Here is a 23,163-nt window from a genome sequence, read left to right as displayed (position 1 = left end):
AACGCGGGAAGGGATGCGAGGTGGCTCTGAGCTGTCGGCCGCTGCGAGCCGATGCGGCGCGCAACCGGGCCCGGGTGCTGCAGGTGGCCTACGAGGTGTTCGCCGAGCAAGGGCTCGGCGTGCCGATCGACGAGATCGCCCGCCGGGCAGGCGTCGGCGCGGGCACGGTCTATCGCCACTTTCCGACCAAGGAAGCACTGTTCGAGGCGGTCATCGGCGAGCGGATCCGGCTCGTCGTGGCACGCGGCCGGGAATTGCTGGCCGCCGAACCGGCCACCGCGCTGTTCGACTTCATGCGGGAGACCGCGCGCACGGGTGCCGCCGACCACGGGATGGTCGAGGCACTGGCCGGTTACGGGATCGACCTCGACACGGCTGCTCCGGGTGCCGAGGCGGAGTTCCTCGGCCTGCTGGGCGAGATGCTGGCGGCGGCGCAGCAGGCCGGCACCGCCCGCACCGATGTCGGCGTCGCCGAACTCAAGGCGCTTCTGGTCGTCTGCAAGAGCGGCCAGACCTACGGAGAAGACGTGGCCGATCGGATCACCAACGTCGTCGTGGCCGGTTTACGCGCCGGGTGAACGGCTGTGATTGATCTTGCACTCACCATGGGCGAGTGCTAAAAAGGTGGTTGGCACTCACGACCAGTGAGTGCTAGGTCGGGACGGTGAGACCGAAGTCGTACACACCTACGGTCGTCCGTCGCGGGCACTGCGTCCGGCCAAGAGACGTGTAACCCCCAACCGGAGGATTCACTTCGCAATGTCCAAGATCATTGCTTACGACGAAGAGGCTCGCCGCGGCCTCGAGCGGGGCCTGAACGCCCTCGCCGACGCGGTAAAGGTGACGCTGGGCCCCAAGGGTCGCAACGTCGTCCTCGAGAAGAAGTGGGGCGCCCCCACGATCACCAACGATGGTGTGTCCATCGCCAAGGAGATCGAGCTGGAGGACCCGTACGAGAAGATCGGCGCTGAGCTGGTCAAGGAAGTTGCCAAGAAGACGGATGACGTCGCTGGCGACGGCACCACCACCGCCACCGTTCTGGCTCAGGCTCTGGTTCGCGAAGGTCTGCGCAACGTCGCTGCCGGCGCCAACCCGCTTGGCCTGAAGCGCGGCATCGAGAAGGCCGTCGAGAAGATCACCGAGACGCTCCTCAAGAGCGCCAAGGAGGTCGAGACCAAGGACCAGATCGCTGCCACCGCCGGAATCTCCGCGGGCGACCAGACCATCGGTGACCTGATCGCGGAGGCCATGGACAAGGTCGGCAACGAGGGTGTCATCACCGTCGAGGAGTCCAACACCTTCGGCCTGCAGCTGGAGCTCACCGAGGGTATGCGCTTCGACAAGGGCTACATCTCGGGTTACTTCGTGACCGACGCCGAGCGTCAGGAAGCGGTCCTCGAGGACCCCTACATCCTGCTGGTGTCGTCGAAGGTCTCGACCGTCAAGGACCTGCTTCCCTTGCTGGAGAAGGTCATTCAGTCGGGCAAGCCGCTGCTGATCATCGCCGAGGACGTCGAGGGCGAGGCCCTGTCGACCCTGGTGGTCAACAAGATCCGTGGCACCTTCAAGTCCGTCGCCGTCAAGGCCCCGGGCTTCGGTGACCGCCGGAAGGCCATGCTGCAGGACATCGCGATCCTGACCGGCGGCCAGGTCATCAGCGAGGAGGTCGGCCTCTCGCTCGAGACCGCTGACATCTCCCTGCTGGGCCAGGCTCGCAAGATCGTCGTCACCAAGGACGAGACCACCATCGTCGAGGGCGCCGGTGACTCCGACGCCATCGCCGGCCGGGTGGCCCAGATCCGTGCCGAGATCGAGAACAGCGACTCCGACTACGACCGCGAGAAGCTGCAGGAGCGCCTGGCCAAGCTGGCCGGCGGTGTTGCGGTGATCAAGGCCGGCGCTGCCACCGAGGTGGAGCTCAAGGAGCGCAAGCACCGCATCGAAGATGCCGTGCGCAACGCCAAGGCCGCCGTCGAGGAGGGCATCGTCGCCGGTGGTGGCGTGGCTCTGCTGCAGTCGGCTCCGGCCCTGGACGAGCTGTCGCTGTCCGGTGACGAGGCCACCGGTGCCAACATCGTCAAGGTTGCGCTGTCGGCTCCGCTGAAGCAGATCGCCTTCAACGCGGGCCTGGAGCCCGGCGTTGTCGCCGAGAAGGTCACCAACTCGCCGTCGGGAACCGGCCTCAACGCCGCCACCGGTGAGTACGAGGACCTGCTCAAGGCCGGCGTCGCCGATCCGGTGAAGGTCACCCGCTCGGCGCTGCAGAACGCGGCGTCCATCGCGGCGCTGTTCCTCACCACCGAGGCCGTCGTCGCCGACAAGCCGGAGAAGGCCGCCGCACCCGCGGGCGACCCGACCGGTGGCATGGGCGGTATGGACTTCTAAGTCTGTCCAACGGGAAAGCCCGGCTCGCTTCGCGAGCCGGGCTTTTTCGTTTGTCCCGAGTGTGGGCTTTATGCACAGAATTTGGCGAAATCGCGTGCACAGCACCCACAGTCGAGAGAGAGGCAGTGATCGTGTCGAGGTGCAACCATTTATCGGAAGTGCTGCGGTGCGCCGCGGTGAGATCACCAGAAGAGCGCTGGCGCGTGGATACAAAGCGGTCTATCGCGATGTCTACCTATCCCGCGACGTCGAACTGACCGCTCAATTGCGAGCGCGGGCTGCACACCTGGCTACCGGAGCCACATTGTGTGGACTATCCGCCGCAGCTGCGTTCGGCACGAAGTGGATAGATCCCTTGGCCCCGGCGGAAATTATTCGTGCCGACCGGCATGCCGCCCGCGGCATAGTCGTGCACACGTGGGACCTTGAGTCCGACGAGACGTGCCTGACCGCAAGCATGCCGGTGACGACGGCGGCGCGCACCGCCTTCGATATCGGCCGTCGCGGTCAGTTAGTCCAGACCATTCCCGTCCTCGACGCATTGATGAACGCTACTGGGCTGAAGTACGCCGCGGTGGAGGCGATTGCCGAAAGGCACCCTCGCGCTAGGGGCGTGTCCCGACTGCGCTCGACACTGCCGTTGGTGGACGGCGGCGCCGAATCGCCGCAAGAGAGCAGGTTACGACTGCTACTGGTTCAGGCCGGCCTACCGCGGCCGGAGACACAGATCGAATTCCGAGATCTACATATTCGCGTGGACATGGGCTGGCGGGAATGGAAGGTCGCCGTCGAATACGACGGTGTTCAACATTGGACTGATGGCCGGCAGCGGGCGTGGGACCTGGAGCGGATTGCGCAGTTGGAAGCTGCGGGTTGGGTGGTTGTGCGAATCAGCGCCGAAATGATGAAGCGACCGAATGTCATCGTCGAACGGGTAGCAACGAAATTGCGCGCGGCGGGATGCGCGATTTAGCGCCGAGTGTGGGCCTTGTGCACGGTTTTTCGGCGATTTGCGTGCATAGGGCACACGTTCGAGGCGTCGGTCACCCCAGCGGAACGCAGTCGTCGCCGCAGCCAGATGCCGTGGCCACGCCCGGCACGGCAGGCCGGTGCAGCACCGCCCGCTGCGGAATCACCCGCAGCGCGTCGCCGTGGAAATCGGCGTGCCCGTCCACGATGAGGCTGTACCCGCCCGGTTCGCGAGGGGGCCACAGCACCGTCACGTCGGAGTGGGCCAGCGCGTTGCGGCGGGTGCTGTTGCCCACCGAGCCGACGTCGAGTACGCCCCCGACGAGCCGGGGGTCTACCGCGACGGTGTGCGCGCGGTGCTCGTCGCTCACGGTGATCAGATAGCCGAACGGATAATCGGCCAGCGTGCCGGCGAGCTGATCGAGATCCACCTTGACGCTCATGGGCCGACGATAACCCCAAGCCATCGAGGGAATACCGGCGCTGTGCCATAGGGTTGCCAACCAAATGCCGCTGCCGCCGCCGTCTCCTGAGTCCACCGCCGTCGTCACCGGGGCCTCCTCGGGCATCGGCGCCGACCTCGCCCGTGAACTCGCCGCCCGCGGGCACGGGGTCACGTTGGTCGCCCGCCGCGAGGACAAGCTCAGAGAACTGGCCACCGAACTGCAAGACAAGGTCCGCGTCGAGGTCATCGCGTGTGATGTCGCCGATGCCGACGCCCGCGCTGCCCTCTTCGACGAGGTCGAGCGGCGCGGCCTGACCGTCGACATCCTGGTCAACAACGCCGGCATCGGTGTGGTCGGTGCGGTCGCCACCGCACCGGTCGCCGACGAGATCGCTCAGGTACGCGTCAACGTCGAAGCGGTCATCGATCTCACCGCACGCGCTGTGCAGCAGATGGTGCCGCGCGGCCGCGGCGCGATCCTCAACGTCGGATCGACTGCTGGTTTTCAACCGTTCCCCGGCCAGGCCGGCTACGCCGCCACCAAGGCCTTCGTCCGCAGCTTCACCGCCGGGCTGCGCGGCGAGCTTGCCGGCACCGGCGTCACCGCGGCGGTTCTGCACCCCGGCCCGGTACGCACCGAATTCCTGAGCGCGGCAGGGATGGACGAACGCGCGTTCGCCGACGCCTTCCCGAAGTTCATGTGGATGCCGTCGCGCACCGTCGCCAAGATCGGCATCGATGCGCTCGACAGCGACAAGGGTGACGTCATCGCCGGTATCCAGAACGTGATCAGCACCCGGCTCTTTCAGGCGCTGCCGCACCGTGTGCTGCTACCGCTGCTGAGCAAGAGCCACCCCGCGCTCAAGCGAGACGCATCACGCAACTGACGGCCACGGCCGCATCCAGCCTTCGACCGGAAGGTCGAGACCGTTACACAGCGTGCACACCGTGCGATACCAGCCGACGGCGATCAGCAGTTCCATCCGCTGCTCGTCGTCGAGGCCGGCACCGAGCGCCGCCCAGGTCTGCGCCGACCACGATCCGGTGCGCTCGATTTCGTCGACGGCGACGATGAGCGTGCGTTCGGCGTCACTCCACCGCGGGTCGGTGGCGTCACCGACGGCGAGTGCGTCGGCCTCGTCGCCGGACACCCCGGCGATCGGTCCCCAGAACGCGGCCTGCCCGCCCCACTCGTAAGCGCAGCGCAGCAGTCCGCAGATGCGCAGGATCGCGATCGTGCGGGTCCGCGCCGGCAGCCGGGTGTCGAGGTAGAGCGATTCGCCCAGCTTGCGCAGCTTGCGCGCCATGTCGGGATGGCGCTGGAGGCATCGCACCAGCAGCAGCGGCTCGTACGTCCGGTCGGGGTGACCCCAGCTGCCGATGTCGGCGGCGTCGGAGTCACTCCACGGCGGCGCCAGCGGTGGAACGCGGCTCACCTGGCGGGTGCCGGTTGACGTCCCCGGACCAGCTTGCCCGGCCGCGCCGCGGTCGGCACCCCGTTCTCCGCGATCACCTCGCCGGAGACGATCGTGGCCACGTAGCCGTCGGCGGTTTGGTCGAGTCGCCGCCCCCCGGCGGGCAGGTCGGACTTGACGGTCGGCCGGTGCAGCCGCAGCGCGTCGGCGTCGATCACGTTGACGTCACCTTTGTAGCCCACGGCGAGCCGACCGCGGTCGGCCAGTCCCGCGATGCGGGCAGGCACCGATGTGAGCTCCTGGATCACCCGTTGCACCGACAATCGGCCCGATGACCGATCCCGTACCCAGTGCGTCAGCATGTAGGTGGGAAAGCTTGCGTCGCAGATCATTCCGTAGTGGGCACCACCGTCGCCGAGGCCCAGGACGACATCGTCGCGCTGGATCAGTTCCGCCACCGTATCCAGGGAGTTGTCGCGGAAGTTGGCCAGCGTGACCAGCAGCATGGCGTGACCGTCGTCGTCGAGAAGGCGGTCGTAGGCTTCCTCGAGGGGGTTCACGCCGCGAGCGCGAGCCCGTGCGCCGATCGAATCCTCGGGCGACGGTTCGTAGTTCGGCGGATCGCCGAGCGGGTACATGTAGTCCCACGCCTGAGCGGCGAACATCAGCGGATGCCCGTCGCCGGCAGGCTTGTCGTTCAGGATGCGCTCGCGAACCTCGGGCTTGCGCATCTCGGCGACGCGCGCGGGCAAGGGTAGGTCGGCGATCTCCCGGTAGGCCGGATACATCACGAACGGGTTGCCGGAAAGGTCCAAACCGAGAACCAGCCCGATCGGCCGCGGGAAAATCTGTCCCGTGACGTCACCGCCGTTGGCGTTGGCCTTCTCGACCATCCGCAACGCATCGAGGTGGATCGGCGGGCCGGCGTTGCCGATCGCCAGGGTGAACGTCACCGGCAGTCCGACTTCGGAGCCGACGTCGAACACCGCGCTGAGCGCTCCCTCGTAGTCTCCGGCCATCAGATCCGGCACGAACTGCAGCAGACCGCCGCCGGCGTCGTCGACGCCACGGGCGATCGCCTCGATTTCCTCGTACTGCGCTTCGTAGCTCGGAATCGGCTGTCCTCCGGAGGTTTTGTGCAACGTGAGTCGCGACGAGGCGAAGCCCAGCGCGCCGGCGTGCACCGCCTCGGCAGCGAGCTTGCGCATCATCGCCAGATCCTCCGGCGTGGGCAGCTCACGATCGACGCCACGCTGACCCATCACGTACACCCGAAGCGGTGAGTGGGGCAGGAATGCGGCCACGTCGATGTCGCGCCGTCGCGACTCCAGCGCGTCGAGAAACTCCGGGAAGGTCTCCCAGGTCCACGGCAGGCCGTCGACCATCACCACACCGGGGATGTCCTCGACACCGGCCATGACATCGACGAGTACGTCATGGTCCTCCGGGCGGCACGGTGCGAATCCGACACCGCAGTTTCCCATCACCGCGGTGGTCACACCATGGGCCGACGACGGGGTCATCCGATCTGACCAGATGGCCTGTCCGTCGTAGTGGGTGTGCAGGTCGACGAAGCCGGGGGTGACGAGCAGTCCGGTGGCGTCGATCTCGCGAGCGCCGTTCTCGGTGACGGTGCCGACCTCGGCGATGATGCCGTCGGAGATGGCGACGTCACCGACATAAGGCTCGCCGCCCAGACCGTCGAGGATGGTGCCGTTGCGAATGACCAGGTCGTAGCTCATGGGCACAGATTACGTCGGCTGTCAGGATGGAGGCTGTGATCGATCACTTCGGAATCAACTGCCACGACTATGCGAAATCCCAAGAGTTCTACGACAAGGTCCTGCACGTCCTGGGCTACCACCGGGTGATGGATTTCGGCCCGGCCATCGGCTACGGCGTCGAGGGCAAGCCGGCGTTCTGGATCGCCGACGCTTCAGCCGGGGAGGCGTCCGGACCCAACCGTGAGGTGCATATCGCGTTTGAGGCCAAGGACCCCGAATCGGTGCAGGCGTTCTTCCACACGGCCTTGGCCCTCGGCGCCGAATCGCTGCACGCTCCGCGGTTGTGGCCGGAATACCATCCCGGCTACTACGGCGCCTTCGTCCGCGATCCCGACGGCAACAACGTCGAGGCGGTTTTTCACGGCGCGTAGCGTCGGGCCCATGACCGACTCACTGTCCGATGCCACCGCCTCCCGCGAACTGCTGCGGGATTCCTTCATCCGCATCATCGAACACGTCAACGACCTCACCGACGACCTGACCGACGAGGTCTCGTTCTTCCGGCCGACCTCGACCGCCAACAGCATCGCCTGGTTGGTCTGGCACAGCGCGCGCGTCCAGGACGCCCAGCTCGCCGACATCGCCGGCACCGATCAGGTGTGGTTCGCCGGGGGCTGGGTGGATCGTTTCGGTCTCGACCTGCCCCGCGACGCGCACGGCTACGGGCACACCCCCGAGGAGGTGGGCAAGGTCCGCGCCCCCGCCGATCTGCTGGCCGGCTACTACCACGCCGTGCACAAGGCCACCCTGGAATACGTTGCCAGCGTGACCACCGACGAGCTCGCCCGGGTGATCGACACGAACTGGGATCCGCCGGTGACGGTGAGTATCCGGTTGGTCAGCATCATCGACGACTGCGCCCAGCATCTCGGTCAGGCGGCCTACGTGCGGGGGATCGCCCGCTGAGGACGACCGCGATCCGGTGGTGGCCGCTGATCGCGGCGGCGGCCATGGCGCTGCTCGGCTGGGCGGTGGGGCCGGGCTCGACGCCGATCGACGACTGGTTCCAGCGCGCCAACGGTGGCACGCTGGGCCTGCTGTTGTTCTTCACCGACCGGCGCACAATCGCGGTGCTCCTGCTCGGCGCAGTGGTGGTGGCGGTCTATCGGCAGCGTTGGCTGCTCGCCGCCCTCGTGGTGGCCAACTCGGTTGTGGCCGTATGGCTTTCGCGGCTGCTCAAGCAGTGGTTCGGCCGGGAGAAGGGTGGCTCGCTCGCCTACCCGAGCGGGCACACCACGCTGATGACGGTGGCGTTGGGCATGGCGATCCTGATCGCGGGTCAGCGGTTGTGGCTGGTGGCGGTCGCCCTGGCCTGGGCGCTGCTGGGGATGCTGGGCCAGGCGGTGACGTACCACTACTTCACCGACACGATCGGGGGCCTGCTGCTGGGCGGTTCACTCGTCGGTGTGGCCGCCGCACTGAATTCCAGGTTATTGACGCATTTGTAACCCCGTGCGATGCTCCCGATGCGGCCGGCGCCGCTGGATCGGGGGAGATCACATGCTCAGCACGGCTCGGCCGAAAGCCGCCTTCGCCGCGTTACTCACCGCTGGCGTGGTGGCCGCCGCCCCAGCGGTGGTCGGCGCGGGGCCGGAAGCACTGCCCACGCTCAGTGGCATCGACGTCCGCCCGGCGTCGTTCGTCACCGATGGGTTGCTGGCCTTGGGCGACGTCGTCTCCGCGGTGACCGATGCCGTGGTGATCGGTACCGATCTGGCGCTGGGGCTCAACTATTACTGGGATGACTCCGATTTCGGCTGGGGCGTCCCGTTCAACCCGGTGTTCTGGGCGGCGGCCGCGGTCGACAATCCCGGCAGCGCGGTGAGTTATCTGCTGCAGCTCTACCTCAACCCGTCCAACAACTATGTCGACCCGTCTGACCCCACGACTTATTACTACGCCTACCCCTGGTACGTGAAGAACTCCGTGATCGAACGGCTGGTGGGGGTGCTGCCCGCCCAGCTGGCGACGGCCGTGAACGACGCGATCAACAGCGTCGCCGACGGAATCAACGACGTGTTCAGCACGGTCCTTCCGGATCCGACTCCGGCGATCAACCAGATGTGGGAGCAGTACAACACCCCGGTCGGCCGCATGGTGTACGCGGTGCAGGACACCCTCGCGCTTCCTGTGACGCTGGGGTCGGCGGTCGCATTCTGGCTGGCCTACCTTCCCGCCACCGTGGAGGCGACCATCGAGTCGGCGATCGCGACACCCGCCGACATCCCTGGCCTGGTGAGCAATCTGATCTACGGCGTCCTGGATCCCGACCTGCAAGAGGGGCTGCTGGGCAATCTGACCTACAACCTCCTCAAGCCACTGTTCTTCCTGCCGGCGCCGATCGGTGAGTCCGGGTTCGGCATGAACGACGGGCTGGCCTATGCCGCCTACACCAGCTTCTCGACCGCGGTGTCCGCCCTGCTGAGCAACCTGCCGACCCCGATCACCCCGAGCGCGTTCACCGCTTCCGCGACGTTGTCGTCGTCGGCTCCGGCCGCGGCCAGGAATACCGACAGCGCCGCGCCGCAGAGTTCGGCGTCCGACGAGGCCGACGTACCGGCTGTCGAGTCTCCGCGGGTCCGGGCGCAGGGTCAGTCCGCCCGCAAGCCCGCAACCCCGGCGCGCTCGTCGGCCGCGGCCAAGCCGAAAGTCACAAAGAGTCAAGGCGATTCCGGCGACGGTCGGGGCCGGTCGGCGCGCGGCGCGGGCCGCGGATAGCCGCGGCCGACCCGACTGGGAATCCGCCGTTCACCGAGACGTCACCGCGGGTTTGTCCGCCGCTGCTAATTTCCGCGCGTGTCACTCGACAGCCATGGCTACACGATCTTCGACGACGACGATGACGACCCGGTGCTGCTCGACGCCGCCGGGTTGGCCGTCGACACCTGGCGGGAGAACTACCCGTACGAGGAGCGCTTGTCGCGCAACGAGTACGAGGAGCAAAAACGGCTCCTGCAGATCGAGCTGCTGAAGCTGCAGAAGTGGAGCCAGGCCCACGGGCTGCGGCACGTCATCGTGTTCGAAGGACGCGATGCGGCGGGCAAGGGCGGCACCATCAAGCGGTTCATGGAGCACCTCAACCCGCGTGGCGCGCGGGTGGTCGCCTTGGAGAAGCCGACCGAGAAGGAAACCACCCAGTGGTACTTCCAGCGCTACGTCAACCACCTGCCCGCGGCGGGGGAGATCGTGATGTTCGATCGCTCCTGGTACAACCGGGCCGGGGTGGAGCGCGTGATGGGCTACTGCACGCCCAAGCAACACGCCGAGTTCATCCGGCAGGCCCCGCTGTTCGAGCAGATGCTGGTCAATGACGGCATCAGCCTGACCAAGTTGTGGTTCTCGGTGTCGCCGTCCGAGCAGCGGACCCGGTTCACCATCCGCCAGGTCGACCCGGTCCGGCAGTGGAAGCTCTCGCCGACGGATCTGGCGTCGCTGGACAAGTGGCACGACTACACCGCGGCCAAAGAAGACATGTTCGCCTGGACCGACACCGAGGTCGCGCCGTGGACCGTCATCAAAAGCAACGACAAGAAACGCGCGCGGATCAACGCGATGCGCCACGTGCTGAGTAAGTTCAACTACGACAACAAGGACCATGAGGTGGTCGGTCAGCCCGACCCCCTGATCGTGGGCCGCGCGACTCACTCCGACTGAACCCGCGCGTCCCCGCCGAGGAGGACGCGTGCGGTTCGCGGCGACGCTACTGATGTGGCTCGTCACGACGATCCTGCTCGCGGTCGCCCTGCCGCTGGCGTGGGTGCAGCAGAACCTGGTCGACGCGGACGGGTATGCGGCGCTGTCCCAGAAGGCGGCCGCCGATCCCGGACTGCAGTCGGCGATGGCCTCAGAGCTGACGACCCAGGTGGCCCGGCTGGGAAGCGGTGTGAACACCGGGGCGGTGAGTCTGGTTGCCGCCGCCTACACGTCGAGTCCATCGTTTCCCGGTCAGTTCGCGCAGGCGAACCGCTTCGCGCACCGGTGGCTTTTCACCGACTCGATCCGCTCGAGCGTCGACGAGCAGGGCCGCTGGGTGATCGACGTCGCGCCGATGCTCTCCGACACCGCGTTCAAGGAGACGCTGAGCGACTACGACATCACGGTGCCGACCTCGGTGCCGATTCCCCTGACCGACAACGCTCCGTCGGTGCTGCGCCCCGGCGCGCTGCGACCGGCGGCGACCTACGGGCCGTGGGTGAGTATCGGCGTGGCGGTACTGGCCGGGCTGTGCGCGGTGTTCACGTTGTTCGTCGCGCGCAGCCGCGGCAAGATGCTGGTGGCGTTGGGGGTGTCGGCGCTGCTGGTCGGCGCGGCCGGTTGGGCCGCAATCGAATTCGGCCGCCGACGGCTCAACGCGGTGTTGGACAACACCTCCGGCGACATTCGGCGTATCGCCGACGTCTTGGTGGGTACCGCGGCGGACAGCATGCACCAGTGGCTCAACATCACCCTGGTGGTGGGCGGTGGTCTGGTGATCATCGGAGTGATCGTCTCGTTGCTGGTGAGCCTGGCAAAGACGGGATAGGGCTCAGCAGCGGTCAGTCATCGGGATCGGCAGGAGCCAAAGCCGGCGGGCGGTCGGGCCGGCTCGAGGCAGCGTAGATGCGACCGTTGATCTTGATGAAGGTGGTCCATCGGCCGGCGACGGCGACCAACGCCAATGCCAACATCAGTGATGCCAAAAGCGCGGGTCCCCACTGCGGCCATTGCCACAAGAACGCTGACACGACGGCGACTGCGCAGCAGGTCCACCATGTTCGCCGTTCAATGGAGTCTGGTGACAATGTCGCCGATCTCCATAGCGGGAAACTGCTGAGGATTGCGGCGGCGCCCAGCGCGGCGATTGTCGTGTATCCAAAGATCTGTTGCATTTCTTACCAACTCCTACCGCCGCCGCCGGATACGACGGCCGGGTCGAACATTGACCCGATGCCGCCACCCAGTTGGTCGCCGATCTCACCGCCTACCAGGCTCGCTGCAACGACAATCGCCGCGGTGGTCCATGGGCCGGTGAACGATCCAGCCACCGCTGCGGCACCCCATGCGGCGGCGGAACCGCCCGCCACACTCCCTAGCGCACTACCGAGTTCTTCGTTGCTGCCGCCCTGGGCGCGATCGCTGATTGCGGTGGCCAGTTGAATGATGTCGCCATATCGGCCGACCTTGCCGGCGATATGCGCCCACTTGGCGGCATCGCTGGGTGACAGCACATCTTCCAACTTCGCGTGCCGCCCGGCAGGCACCCGCTCCCCGTAGGCCTCGACACCATTGGCTGCCGGACCGGTGACATCAGCGAGATCGCTTGTCCCATGCAGCATGTTGTTGATGACGGCCTTCGCGCCGTCCTCGGACATGCCCTGGCTGGTGAGTGCATTCATCGCCTGCTTCACCGCAACGACGCGGCCGAACTGGTCCCCGTCGTCCAGAGCCTGTGTTGCCTGGTCGGCCGACATCGGTGGCAGGCCATAAAGCCCCTGCTCCAACTGCCGCTGCATGTCCAGTCGGTGTTGTGCTCGGGTTCGGGCGTCCCCGCCCAGTACGGGGTCCTTCGGCAGGGGGCCCACGAAGTGCGCCATGCGGAAGTCATCGAGGCGTTCGCCGGCCAGCCGTCGTGCATCGGCATCGGCGGCGGGGTTGGTCGCCGTCACAAAATCACGCAAACGCGCTGCGGCATCGGCTTTTTCCGGCGTCATCGGACCGCCGCCGTTGACCAGCGCCTCGTCCTTGGCCCGCTGGTTCGTGTCGTAGTACTCGGTGGACTCCCGGCCACGTTGCTCGCCGCCAGGCTCACCGTCGCCGTCGACATCTTCGATCGCCGCGGGGTCGTAGCCGTGCTCGGCGCGCAGGTCTGTCAACGAGGACTCGAGTTTGGCGCTGTAGTCGTCGCGCAAGGCTTCTACCTGATGCAGCACCCCGGAGGTGACCGATATCGCGTTGTCCTCCAGCGCCGACGTGTCCTGATCGTGCGCCAGAGCTTGATCGATCAGTGCATCGATGTAGTGCAACTGAGTGTTCAGGTTGTCCACGTGCATGCCGGAAAAGCGTTGTGCTTCAGCGAGCGTCGCGGCAATGTTCGACAGGTCTACGCCGATGGCCGGCAATTGGTCACGTTGAACCATCAGCCGGGTGGTCGCTCGCTGCACCTCGGCGCTGTCGTTGATCGGGTGTTCGCCGTTCTCCCTGTTCCACGACGCCTGAAACCGCGCCTGCGCCTGGGCAAATTCCGAGTATGTCTCGGCCGTGCAGGCGCCGGCGCCATAGAACGCGCGGCCCAGCTCGGCGATCTGGCCGGGATCCCCGCTTTGCAGCGACTCGTCGACTTTCCATGGATCGCCACCGGCCTCACCGATGAGGGCGCCGATGCTGATGTGAGTCAGGCTCGGATACTCGGTCACAGCACCGAACGCAGGGCCTCGGCGTTGCGTTCCTCCATCTCGACGAACGCGGATGCGGTTTTGTGTCCCTTGTCGCCGAGCACCCCAAGGCGGTTCTGGTGATCGCGCAACCGCTGGACATGGTTGCTGTGCGCCTCGGTCAGCGCGCCGTGGAACGATTCTGCCGCGGCGAAACTGCCGAAGATACCCGACGCCGGCGTGACACGATTGAGCTGTTCAGCGCCCTCCATCGCGAACGAAGCCGCGGTATAGGAGCGGTGTGCTCCGGCGCGCATCTCATCGACGTCGACCCGCATTGAACACCCCCTGGCGAGTTAGCTGCTAGTCAGAGCGTACTACGCCAGATTCGCTGGTCAATTCAGTCGATCGCCTCACCTCGGCGGATCAGATGTCCGGATCGTCGCGGTGCGGCGTCGGCACGCCCCGGCTGCGCCAGTTCAGCGTCGCGTTGGTCCGCATGATCTGGCCCATGCTCTTGGCGTCGAGGGTTCCGAAGATGAAATTGGCCAGGCCGAACGGCATGATCGTCGCCAACGGGCCGCGGCAGTACTCCAAGAAGAAGATGTGGTCCTCGATGGATGCGGTGAAGGCCTCCCACGGGCGGGTGATGAGAAAGTCGCCGGCTTTGACGTCCTTGGCCACAACTCGGTTGCCGAGGCGTTGCGGGACGCGCCGGACAAGATGGTGTCGTAGTAGGTGACCGGATGGCGACCCGTGTGCCCGGTCGAGGCTACTGGCACGCCCATCAAACCGATGTATTCGTTGCGTCGCGCGAAGATCATCTTCACCTGGTACATCACGAAGCCGGCCGGCGTCGTGACCCAGGGCATATCCGTCTGGATGATGTCGCCGTACCGCGCGACCAGATCGTGTTCGAGGTCGGTCGCGATCTGCGGTACTGGCTTACCCACGTGCTCGAGGGCGAGGTCACGAAGCTCGTACGGGTCAAAGGCGTAGCGCGTCATTGTTTCTCCTAGTGGCGGTGATGGACGGTCATCGGGATGCCGGTGAGTGCCCGCATGGGTCCGAAGCCCTGCAGGCCGGGTTCGACGGTGAATCCCGGTGACAGCCGGAACTCCAGTCGTTGGTGGAACGTCGCGAGAACGAGTGTTGCTTCCAGAATCGCGAACCGTTCTCCGATGCACCGGCGCGCGCCGAGGGCAAACGGCGAGAACGCTTCTGCCGGACGGTCAGCTGAACGTTCGGGGGTGAATCGATCGGGATCGAAATCGTCGGGATGGTCCCAGAATTCCGGATGGCGCTGGGTGAGGAAGAACAGCGGCTGCACGATCGCCTTGCGGGGTATCCGGTACCCGCCGACGACGCCGTCGCTCACTGCTTCCCGGGAAGTTCCCCATGCCGGTGGCAAGAGGCGGAGAGTTTCCATGACCACGCGCCGGGTGAAGTCCAGTCGCTCGACGTCATCCGGGGTGGGCGCCCGGTGGCCGAGAGCGTCGGCCTCTGCCTCCACTCGTTGGCGCGCCTCCGGATGCTGACTGAGGAAGTGGAACGCGAAACCCAAAGTAGTGGCCGTCGTTTCGTGGCCCGCGTTGAGCAGGGTCCACATCTCGTCTCTCAACTCGCCGGGCGAGAGTTCGCCGTTGTCCACCGCTGTGATCAGCTTGCCGAGAACGTTCTCGGTCTCGCCGCGTTGCCGGGCGTCGTTGATCAGGTCGTCAATCGTGCCGAACATGACCTTCAACGCCTTCTTGGTCTTGCGGTTGACCCGAGTCGGCACCCAGATCGGTGGCGGAAACAGCGAGTTCATCGCGTTGTCAGCGTATTCGGCGGTTTCCCACAACGCGGTGCTCAACGGTATCGCCCGGTCGAGGATGTCGTCGCCGAAGAATGATCGGCAGGCGACGTCCATGGCGACACTGGCCATATCGGGCACGATGTCGAACGCGGGCTGGCCGGCACGTGCCGCCATTCGATCGGTGAAATCGACTGCGGCGCTGCTGATATGGATCAGCAATTTGCCTAGGGCCCGGTGTGTGAACGACCGCGACACCAGCTTTCGGTTCTTGCGCCAGGTCTCGCCCTCGCTGAAGAACAGGCCATTGCCGCCGATGACTTTGAGTCGTTCGAACGCGATGCCTTTGGGGTAGTTGTCCACATTCTTGACGAGGATCTCCCGGTAGTGTTCGGGCCGGATGGTCCACACCTGCGGCCGGGGCCACATGTCGATGTATCCGATATCGCCGTACTCGCTGACGATCCGCCGGTAGTAACCGAGCGGATCGGCCTTCAACTCGCGAAAAAACTTGAGCGGGTTGGCATAACGGGGCCCGGGTGGCAGGGGCGCCTGGTCCGTTTCCGGTCCCTTCTCAATGACTGTCGACACGGGTTCCTCCAGCGCGGTGCATGCGGACGATGAACAGTGCGGGCAATACCGCCCAGCCCGCGTTGATGACGAGCAACAGGCCAAGCTGACGGCCCGTGATGCCGGGGTATGCCGCCTGGGTGAGGAAAACGACGAGACTGGTGGTGATGATCATCGATGACACGATGATGGTCGCGGTACGAAACCACCGGGCATCCTGCCGGTGCAGCAGGTACATCACCAGCGACAGCGCCCAGAACGGATTGAACAAGAAATCCTGGAAGTTCATCACCACGACGTACCAGTCCGGCATGGTCGACCAGAACGGGTCGATGGCGAAGTAATCGGTCCAGGCGCCATCAGTTTTGACCGACGCGGTGCAGGTCGGCAGATTGTGCCAGCCGCCGCAAGGCACGAGCAGCATCAACTCCAGCACATAGACCAGTAGCAGCAGAACCAGGCAGCCGACGATGAGCTGGTCCAGGTTCGACAGGGATCTCAAGCCACGACTCGACGGCGTCATGCGGCTGACCCTAGCGCTATTGCCAATAGTTTTGCAAATAAAGTCGCAAAAAACTTGCGCAGCTCGCACGCCCTGAGTGAACAGCCGGATAGCCCGGCAGCACAGTGCTTTTCGCTGCCGGGCCGGAGATGTGTGTGCGGCTAGAGCAACGCCATGGCGAGGGCCACGGCAGCCATGTAGAGCAGGGTGGGTGCCGACACCAAGGCGATTGTCTTGATCATGCTGGTACTCCCGGTTGGGCTCCGATGCCGTCGATGGCATAGCGCAGGAAGCGATCGAAGGCGATGTCAGGGTCGAAATCGGACGGCGTGAGGTCAAGCTGGCGCAAGGTGGTGATTCGGTCGTCGGCGCGGTCGCCCTGCAACGCCCGCATATATCGCGCCAGTGACGACTCGCCTCGGGCCAGGAGTTCTGCTTCACGAAGCTCCTGCTCGACATAGCCGACCACGGTGTTGATGAGAAATCCGTGGGCGAAGCCGGCGGCACGCGGTTCGAAGCCGAAGTCGACCAGGGTTCGGGTCGCGTGGGCGAACCGCTCGAAGTCGGGATCGATCGCGGTATGCGCAAACTCGACCAGGTCTGGATTGCGGCGCAGCACGCCACGGTAGTAGTGGGCCAATGCGGTCAGCCAGCTGCGCCACGACTGACCGGCCGGCGTGGGCCACTCGCCAACCGTGGGCGCGGTCAGTTCGGCGCCGATCTGACGCAACGCATCGAGCCCGCCCACATGGCGGTAGAGCGTCGTGACGTCCACTCCGAGCTCGCCGGCCACGGCGGCCATCGACAGGGCATCGGTTGCGCTGACGCGGCGCACGGCATCGGCGATCTTGGTCGGGGTGACCGAGGGTGCGCGCCCGCGGCGTGACTTGGTCGTCGTCATAGCGGCACTCTACCTCATTTTCGAGAGTCGTATTGCAAATCAATATGCAATAAGGCTAGCGTCGGCGACGGGGGACCCGCGTACGCCAGCTTGCTCCCTGTGCGCACACCGAACTCAATGGAGAGATCATGATGCCCAAAAGTGTTGAAAAATATCAGGTTTCCCTGCGACACGTGGGTCCCACGACAGCCGTGCTGGGCGGTTTGGTCGCCGCGCTGCTGACGGCCCCGAGCGCGTCGGCGACCTCCTCGGAGCTGCAGTCGAGCATCGACGACGTGCTCGCCGCCCAGCAGCAGGCCGCCGTCGCGGCCGGCGCCCTGCCGTATGTCACCGCTGCAGATCGTGCCCTCCTGCCCAATTACGTCCAGAATGTCGCGTACTCGGAACTCCAGCTGCTGCTGGCCGGCCGGGATTCGGCCAACCCGTACCTCTTGCGTATCGCCGACATGCTCAACGCGGCGGGCAGCGAGCCGCGCACGCGACCCCTGCAGATCAACCCCGACAATGTGTACGGCTACACCGTTCTGGATCCCGATGGCACATACGTCATCACCGGTCGGGTCGGCGAGGGGACCGATCTGAACATCTCACTGCAAGCCGGTCTCTCCACGGCCAACTCGTTGCCGGCCACCGTTGCCAACCTGAACATCAACCAGCTGCAGGTCAACGCCGACGGCACCTACACGGTCACCATCAGTGCGACGCCACACGAGGGCAACTGGCTTCCGTTGACCAACGGCGCCAACTCGGTCATCGTGCGCGACAGTCTGTCGGATTGGAGCGCCACGCCGGGGCGGGTCACGATCGCGCGAACGGATGTTCCCTCGACGCCGCGCGTGATACCGCCGGCCCTGACCCCCGATGAGACGAAGTCGATCCTGGACACCATCGCGGCCAGCGTTCAGCAGGACAGCGGCACGGGACAACAGCTGGTGGGTCAGGTGTTCTATCTACCTGCCAACACCACCACGCCCATCCGTGAATCACCAGGGGCAGTAACCGGATTGACCGCGCAGGCGTCGGTGTGGGGCAACTTCGAACTCGAGCCCGGGCAGGCTCTGATACTGACGGTGCCGACGATCCAGGCGGACTACACGGGTGCCGAGCTCACCGATGTGTTCACTCAGACCCTGCCCTGGCAGTCGCACCAGATCAGTCTGTCCAACGCTCAGGTCATCCCCGACGCCGACGGCTATACGAGGTACGTGATCAGCCCGACCGATCCGGGTGTGCCCAACTGGCTCGACTCCTCCGGCTACGGCCAAGGCAGCATCGTGCTGCGTTGGCAGAACTATCCAGGTGCGCTGCCGACAGGCACGCCGACCACGCAGGTCGTCAACGTCGATGACGTACGTGATTACCTGCCGGCCGACACCGGAGTCGTCACTGCCGCGGAGCGCGCCGAACAGCTCGCACTCCGCTCTGCCGAAGTGGGCTACATGCTGTCGGCGAGCAAGAACAGCACCTGGGTCACCCTCAACCTCGCCATCGATGATCTCAAGTCGCAGATGGGAACGAGCTCTTTCAACCAGGTGTTCGGTACTCAGCAGGTCCCGTCTCTGGTGAGCCGGCTTGGGCCCGTGAACATCGCGGCTGTTCTCGATCAGGCGATGCTCATCCTGCGTGATCCGCTACAAAGCGCGGCGGGCCTGGTCAAGGTGCTCCCAGCGACAATCAATGAAGTCGCTTTGCCGACGGTGCTCGCGGTGTCGCGGGCTGTCAAGGTCATCGGCCGAGCGGTAGACGAGGCGACGTCGGCGGCCCGCTCAGGCGAACCGCTCGGTGTTGTGAAGGCGGTCGAGCACGGGATCTCCGGCCTGGCAACGGTGGCCGTGCAGGCGGTTTCCGATCCGGCAACCAGCATCACCGCCGGCTTGCTCAATGCCCGCGACGACATCTCGTTCGGTCTGACCTATGCGCAACGCGCGGCAGGCACGAAGCCGCACGCCAACCCATCTGCCCCGCCGTCGCCGGGCAGCGCGCGTGAGCGCGTCTCCGCGGCGTCGACTCGGCAGAACGTCACCGCTGAAACGGGGACTGGTGCGCAGCGCCGCCCGGGCACGGCACATGGCGCACCCCGGCGGACGCCCGCGAAGACCTCAAGCGGTGCTGATCGGTGAAACGGCTCAGCCCAGCATGCGTTGCAGGAACGAGTAACTCAGCGCGGACTTGAATGCGGTCTGCGCATTGTCGGCCGCCCCGGCATGTCCGCCTTCGATGTTCTCGTAGTACCAGACTCGATGTCCGGCAGCCTCGAGCGCGGCCGTCATCTTGCGGGCATGACCCGGATGCACCCGGTCGTCGCGCGTCGAGGTGGTGATCAGCACCGGGGGATAGCGCCGGCCGGCCGAAATATTCTGGTATGGCGAATATTCGGAGATGAACGCCCAGTCGTCGGGGTCGTCCGGGTCGCCGTACTCGGCCACCCACGACGCGCCGGCCAGCAGCAGATGGAAGCGCTTCATGTCCAGCAGCGGCACCTGGCACACCAGTGCCCCGAAGAGTTCGGGGTACTTGGTCAGCATGATGCCCATCAGCAGGCCGCCGTTGCTGCCGCCCTGGGCGCCCAGCTGCGGCACGGTAGTGACCCCGCGGTCGACCAGATCGCGTGCCACCGCGGCGAAGTCCTCGGCGACCTTGTGTCGGCCGTCCCGCATCGCCTGGGTGTGCCAGCCGGGCCCGTACTCGCCGCCGCCGCGGATGTTGGCCAGCACGTACGTCCCGCCTCGTGACAGCCACAACCGGCCCAGGACGCCGTCATACCCTGGGGTGCGGGACACCTCGAATCCGCCGTAGCCGCCCAGTAACGTCGGGCCCGTCGCATGGCTGTGTTTGTGACCGACGACGAAGTAGGGGATCGCGGTGCCGTCGTCGGAGGTCGCGAAATGTTGCGACACCTCCAGGTCGGCGGCATCGAAAAACGAGGGGGCGCGTTTGACCTCGGTCAGCTCCCCACCGGCGCTGCCGTGGAGCAGCCGCGACGGCGTGGCGAAATCGCTGGAATCCAAAAAGATTTCGTCACCCGTGTCGTCGGTGGCAACGATCACGGTATTGTCGCCGACACCGGCAATCGTCTCGCGCTTCCACGATCCCGGTGTCACGATCTCGACCCGGCTGGCGACGTCGACAAGAGTCACCAACAACAGCCGGTCGCGGGTCCACGAGTACTGGTGCAGGCTGGTGTGCTCGTCGGGTTCGAACACCACGACCAGATCCGCTGTGCCGTCCAGGAATTGCTCGTAATCGGCGGCCAGCAGCGATCCGGTTCGGTAGGACGCCGTGCCGGTCAGCCAATCGCTGCGCAGCTCGATGAGCAACCATTCGCGGTGCACCGACAACGAGGCGTCGGTGGGTGCGTCGATGCGTACCAGCTCACCGGAGCGCAGCTGGTAGACCTGGTCGTTGAAGAAGTCGACCGCCCGGTGCAGCAGGGTGCGTTCGAAGCCAGGTGTGCGGTCCACCGACGCCCCCACGAGCACGTCGGTGACCGGGCCGGTGAACAGCGTCTCGGCATTGGCGAGCGGCTGACCACGCCGCCACCTCTTGACCACTCGCGGGTAGCCGGACTCGGTCATCGACCCCGGACCGAAATCGGTGCCCACCAGCACGGTGTCGTGGTCTTCCCACGTCAGCCGTGACTTCGCCTCCGGCAGCTCGAACCCACCGGCGACGAATTCCCGTGTCGACATGTCGAATTCGCGTACGACCGCCGCATCCGAGCCGCCCCGTGACAGACTGACCAACGCCCGGGTGTGGTCCGGCTCGATGACGTCCGCCCCGGCCCACACCCAGTTCTCATCCTCGGCGCCGGCCAGCGCGTCGAGGTCGATGATGACGTCCCAGGCGGGCGACTCGGTCAGGTAACTGTCCAGCGTGGTCCGCTGCCACAATCCCCTCGGGTTGGCCGCGTCGCGCCAGAAGTTGTAGAGGTATTCGCCGCGCCGGCGCACGTACGGGATCCGCGCGTCGGTGTCGAGGACCTCCAGCGCCTCGGCGCGAAGCTGCTCGAACGTCTCGTCGGTGAACTCGGCGACAGTCGGATCGTTGTGCTTGCGCACCCAGTCCAGCTGCTCGGCGCCGGCGATTTCTTCGAGCCAGAGGTAGGGGTCGTCTTCGGACATGCCCTCCATTCTGCGGGCAGCGGCTCAGCTCAGGTGATGCACCTCCTGCAACCCGTAAACCGGGGTGGCAAGTCCTTCGTAGCGGGCCTTGAGCTGCAGGGCCAGGTACAGCGAGTAATGCCGGGACTGGTGCAGGTTGCCGCCGTGGAACCACAGGTTCTCCTGCTGGGTGGGCTTCCACATGTTGCGTTGTTCGCCCTCCCACGGGCCGGGGTCCTTGGGGGTGTCGCTGCCCAGCCCCCACACCTTGCCGACTTTGTCGGCTACGTCCTGGCCGATCAGGTCGGCCGCCCAGCCGTTCATCGACCCGTATCCGGTCGCGTACACCACGACGTCGGCGGGCAGCTCGCTGCCGTCGGCCAGCACCACCGAGTCCTCGGTGAGGTGGTCGACCTGGCCGTGTGCCAGCTTGATCCTGCCGTCGGCGACCATCTCGCAGGCACCGACGTCGATGTAGTAGCCCGAACCGCGTCGCAGATACTTCATGAACAGCCCGGAACCGTCAGCGCCCCAGTCCAGTTCGAACCCGGCCGCGGTCAGGCGGTCGTAGAAGTCCTTGTCGCGCTCGCGCATCCGGTCATAGAGCGGGATCTGGAACTCGTGCATGATCCGGTAGGGCAGCGAGGCAAACGTCAGGTCGGCCTTCTCGGTGGTCATCCCGGCCGCCAGTGCGCGCTCCGAGTACAGGTCGCCGAGGCCGATGTCCATCAGGGTGTCCGACTTGACGATGTGGGTCGAGGACCGCTGCACCATGGTCACGTCGACGCCGTTCTCGTAGAGCGCCTTGCAGATGTCGTGCGCGGAGTTGTTCGACCCGATCACCACCGCCTTCTTGCCGACGTAAGGGTCGGGCCCGGGGTGGGCGCTGGAATGGTGCTGGTCGCCGACGAAGATCTCCTGACCCGGCAACGTCGGCACACTCGGCTTGCCCGACATTCCGGTGGCCAGCACCAGCTGGGTCGGCTGCAGCGTCAGCCGTTCGCCATCGCGGTCGACCTCGACGGTCCACCGCCCGGCGGCCTCGTCATAGGACGCCGACAGGCAGGTGGTCTTGGACCAGTACGGCACCTCCATGACACGGGTGTAGAACTCCAGCCAGTCGCCGATTTTGTCCTTCGGGGCGAACACCGGCCAGTTCTGCGGGAACGGCAGGTAGGGCAGGTGGTCGTACCAGACCGGGTCGTGCAGGCACAGCGACTTGTACCGCTTGCGCCACTGGTCGCCGGGCCGCTCGTGGCGGTCGACGACGATGGCCGGCACCCCGAGTTGGCGTAGCCGTGCCCCGAGCGCGATCCCGCCCTGACCGCCACCGACCACCAGCACATACGGCTGTACCGTCCGGCCCAGTTCGGCTTCCTCGTCGGCTCGTTTCTGCGCCCAGGACCGGGTATCCGGGTCGTCACCGTGCACCGCGCCCAGCACCCGCGTCGGCCCCTTGGCCTCCTCGAAGCCCGTCAGCTCCTGCAACGCGGTCAGCAAGGTCCACCCCTGGTCACCCTTGAGCCGCAGATGCCCGGTCCCGCGCCCCACCTTCGTCTCGAACTCGATGAACGCCGAGGTGACGTCCCCCTCGGCGGTCGGCGCCTCCCGGGTCCGGAAGCCGGTGGGGTCGGTGTCGTCGAGGCGGGCGGCGAGCATGCCGGAGATCGCGTCGCGACCTTCCATCGTCTTGATGTTCCAGGTGAACGAGACGAGGTCACGCCAGAAGCTGTCGGTGGCGAACATGCCGGCCACCCGGTCGATGTCTCGGTCGGCCAGTGCGGATTCGAAATCGGCGAGCCAGGCGTCGACCCGCTGCTGTGGGGTCAGATCCGTCTGGGGTTGCAGAGTTGATGTCATGTGAGCCAGGACACATCGGTGACCGCGGTGCCGACAAGAGTTGCGAGAGGTTGCAGTGCAGGCTGCAACCCCCTGCAACTCTTTCCG

22 protein-coding genes and 1 pseudogene are annotated in these 23,163 nt (G+C 66.0%); 11 read left to right on the top strand and 12 right to left on the bottom strand.

The window, feature by feature from the left end; all coding sequences use genetic code 11:
* The first annotated feature begins 20 nt into the window (after positions 1 to 20).
* From MSZK_RS07395 to MSZK_RS07380, 3 genes are all read left to right on the top strand, one after another.
* Complete coding sequence (locus tag MSZK_RS07395; RefSeq protein WP_099246357.1) at positions 21 to 578, top strand: TetR/AcrR family transcriptional regulator; 558 nt, start codon at positions 21 to 23, stop codon at positions 576 to 578.
* A gap of 181 nt (positions 579 to 759) precedes the next feature.
* Positions 760 to 2,385 (top strand): chaperonin GroEL, encoded by a 1,626-nt coding sequence (gene groL / locus MSZK_RS07385; RefSeq protein ID WP_099246355.1) that lies wholly within the window; start codon positions 760 to 762, stop codon positions 2,383 to 2,385.
* Positions 2,386 to 2,524: 139 nt separating this feature from the next.
* A complete protein-coding gene (locus tag MSZK_RS07380; RefSeq protein WP_233211158.1) occupies positions 2,525 to 3,358 on the top strand; it encodes a DUF559 domain-containing protein in 834 nt (277 codons plus the stop codon).
* A 70-nt stretch (positions 3,359 to 3,428) separates the two neighbouring features.
* Here the strand turns inward: MSZK_RS07380 and MSZK_RS07375 are convergent, their stop codons facing one another.
* Positions 3,429 to 3,797: a hypothetical protein gene (locus tag MSZK_RS07375; RefSeq protein ID WP_099246351.1), complete on the bottom strand. Its 369-nt coding sequence runs from the start codon at positions 3,795 to 3,797 to the stop codon at positions 3,429 to 3,431.
* A gap of 64 nt (positions 3,798 to 3,861) precedes the next feature.
* Between MSZK_RS07375 and MSZK_RS07370 the strand changes: the two genes are divergently transcribed.
* The gene (locus MSZK_RS07370; RefSeq protein WP_099246349.1) at positions 3,862 to 4,686 is read left to right on the top strand and encodes an SDR family oxidoreductase; all 825 of its coding nucleotides are present in this window, start codon (positions 3,862 to 3,864) and stop codon (positions 4,684 to 4,686) included.
* Here the strand turns inward: MSZK_RS07370 and MSZK_RS07365 are convergent.
* Both MSZK_RS07365 and MSZK_RS07360 read right to left on the bottom strand, forming a co-directional pair.
* Positions 4,675 to 5,235: a carboxymuconolactone decarboxylase family protein gene (locus tag MSZK_RS07365; protein WP_099246347.1), complete on the bottom strand. Its 561-nt coding sequence runs from the start codon at positions 5,233 to 5,235 to the stop codon at positions 4,675 to 4,677. The genes MSZK_RS07370 and MSZK_RS07365 overlap by 12 nt on opposite strands.
* Entirely contained in the window at positions 5,232 to 6,956 is a 1,725-nt protein-coding gene (locus MSZK_RS07360; protein WP_099246345.1) for an amidohydrolase family protein, read from the bottom strand. Before MSZK_RS07360 ends, MSZK_RS07365 begins: the two co-directional genes overlap by 4 nt.
* 35 nt (positions 6,957 to 6,991) lie before the next feature.
* On the opposite strand from MSZK_RS07360, the gene MSZK_RS07355 reads away from it, so the two are divergent.
* The 6 genes from MSZK_RS07355 to MSZK_RS07330 all read left to right on the top strand — a co-directional run bounded on the left by MSZK_RS07355 (position 6,992) and on the right by MSZK_RS07330 (position 11,520).
* Complete coding sequence (locus MSZK_RS07355; protein ID WP_099246514.1) at positions 6,992 to 7,369, top strand: VOC family protein; 378 nt, start codon at positions 6,992 to 6,994, stop codon at positions 7,367 to 7,369.
* Between the two features lie 10 nt (positions 7,370 to 7,379).
* The gene (locus tag MSZK_RS07350; RefSeq protein ID WP_142389893.1) at positions 7,380 to 7,904 is read left to right on the top strand and encodes a mycothiol transferase; all 525 of its coding nucleotides are present in this window, start codon (positions 7,380 to 7,382) and stop codon (positions 7,902 to 7,904) included.
* A 44-nt stretch (positions 7,905 to 7,948) separates the two neighbouring features.
* Entirely contained in the window at positions 7,949 to 8,446 is a 498-nt protein-coding gene (locus MSZK_RS07345; RefSeq protein WP_099246342.1) for a phosphatase PAP2 family protein, read from the top strand.
* Between the two features lie 52 nt (positions 8,447 to 8,498).
* Positions 8,499 to 9,716: a hypothetical protein gene (locus MSZK_RS07340; RefSeq protein WP_099246340.1), complete on the top strand. Its 1,218-nt coding sequence runs from the start codon at positions 8,499 to 8,501 to the stop codon at positions 9,714 to 9,716.
* Positions 9,717 to 9,794: 78 nt separating this feature from the next.
* On the top strand, positions 9,795 to 10,652 hold the full coding sequence (ppk2, locus tag MSZK_RS07335; protein WP_099246338.1) for a polyphosphate kinase 2: 858 nt from the start codon (positions 9,795 to 9,797) through the stop codon (positions 10,650 to 10,652).
* A 28-nt stretch (positions 10,653 to 10,680) separates the two neighbouring features.
* Positions 10,681 to 11,520 (top strand): hypothetical protein, encoded by an 840-nt coding sequence (locus MSZK_RS07330; protein ID WP_099246336.1) that lies wholly within the window; start codon positions 10,681 to 10,683, stop codon positions 11,518 to 11,520.
* A gap of 13 nt (positions 11,521 to 11,533) precedes the next feature.
* Here the strand turns inward: MSZK_RS07330 and MSZK_RS31975 are convergent, their stop codons facing one another.
* From MSZK_RS31975 to MSZK_RS07300, 7 genes and pseudogenes are all read right to left on the bottom strand, one after another.
* The gene (locus MSZK_RS31975; protein ID WP_142389892.1) at positions 11,534 to 11,722 is read right to left on the bottom strand and encodes a hypothetical protein; all 189 of its coding nucleotides are present in this window, start codon (positions 11,720 to 11,722) and stop codon (positions 11,534 to 11,536) included.
* A gap of 147 nt (positions 11,723 to 11,869) precedes the next feature.
* Positions 11,870 to 13,390: a hypothetical protein gene (locus tag MSZK_RS07325; protein WP_099246334.1), complete on the bottom strand. Its 1,521-nt coding sequence runs from the start codon at positions 13,388 to 13,390 to the stop codon at positions 11,870 to 11,872.
* The gene (locus tag MSZK_RS07320) at positions 13,387 to 13,686 is read right to left on the bottom strand and encodes a DUF2563 family protein (protein WP_099246332.1); all 300 of its coding nucleotides are present in this window, start codon (positions 13,684 to 13,686) and stop codon (positions 13,387 to 13,389) included. The genes MSZK_RS07325 and MSZK_RS07320 overlap by 4 nt, the downstream gene beginning before the upstream one ends.
* Positions 13,687 to 13,774: 88 nt before the next feature.
* Positions 13,775 to 14,355, bottom strand: a pseudogene (locus MSZK_RS33545) (hypothetical protein).
* Between the two features lie 8 nt (positions 14,356 to 14,363).
* Complete coding sequence (locus MSZK_RS07310; protein ID WP_158230557.1) at positions 14,364 to 15,734, bottom strand: cytochrome P450; 1,371 nt, start codon at positions 15,732 to 15,734, stop codon at positions 14,364 to 14,366.
* On the bottom strand, positions 15,718 to 16,305 hold the full coding sequence (locus MSZK_RS07305; RefSeq protein WP_142389891.1) for a hypothetical protein: 588 nt from the start codon (positions 16,303 to 16,305) through the stop codon (positions 15,718 to 15,720). Before MSZK_RS07305 ends, MSZK_RS07310 begins: the two co-directional genes overlap by 17 nt.
* Before the next feature lie 148 nt (positions 16,306 to 16,453).
* Positions 16,454 to 17,116: a hypothetical protein gene (locus tag MSZK_RS07300; RefSeq protein ID WP_099246324.1), complete on the bottom strand. Its 663-nt coding sequence runs from the start codon at positions 17,114 to 17,116 to the stop codon at positions 16,454 to 16,456.
* A 173-nt stretch (positions 17,117 to 17,289) separates the two neighbouring features.
* Here MSZK_RS07300 and MSZK_RS07295 point away from each other — a divergent pair, with 173 nt between their 5' ends.
* Complete coding sequence (locus MSZK_RS07295) at positions 17,290 to 19,236, top strand: DUF1214 domain-containing protein (protein WP_099246322.1); 1,947 nt, start codon at positions 17,290 to 17,292, stop codon at positions 19,234 to 19,236.
* A 6-nt stretch (positions 19,237 to 19,242) separates the two neighbouring features.
* On the opposite strand, the gene MSZK_RS07290 is transcribed toward MSZK_RS07295, so the two are convergent.
* The gene (locus tag MSZK_RS07290) at positions 19,243 to 21,246 is read right to left on the bottom strand and encodes a prolyl oligopeptidase family protein (protein WP_199203227.1); all 2,004 of its coding nucleotides are present in this window, start codon (positions 21,244 to 21,246) and stop codon (positions 19,243 to 19,245) included.
* 15 nt (positions 21,247 to 21,261) lie between these two features.
* On the bottom strand, positions 21,262 to 23,076 hold the full coding sequence (locus MSZK_RS07285) for an NAD(P)/FAD-dependent oxidoreductase (protein ID WP_199203226.1): 1,815 nt from the start codon (positions 23,074 to 23,076) through the stop codon (positions 21,262 to 21,264).
* Between the last annotated feature and the right edge of the window lie 87 nt (positions 23,077 to 23,163).

It is taken from the genome of Mycobacterium sp. shizuoka-1 (genome assembly GCF_002723835.1).
GTDB lineage: Bacteria > Actinomycetota > Actinomycetes > Mycobacteriales > Mycobacteriaceae > Mycobacterium.
Note: the sequence above shows the minus strand (reverse complement) of the source record. Positions and strands in the feature narration are given on the sequence as shown.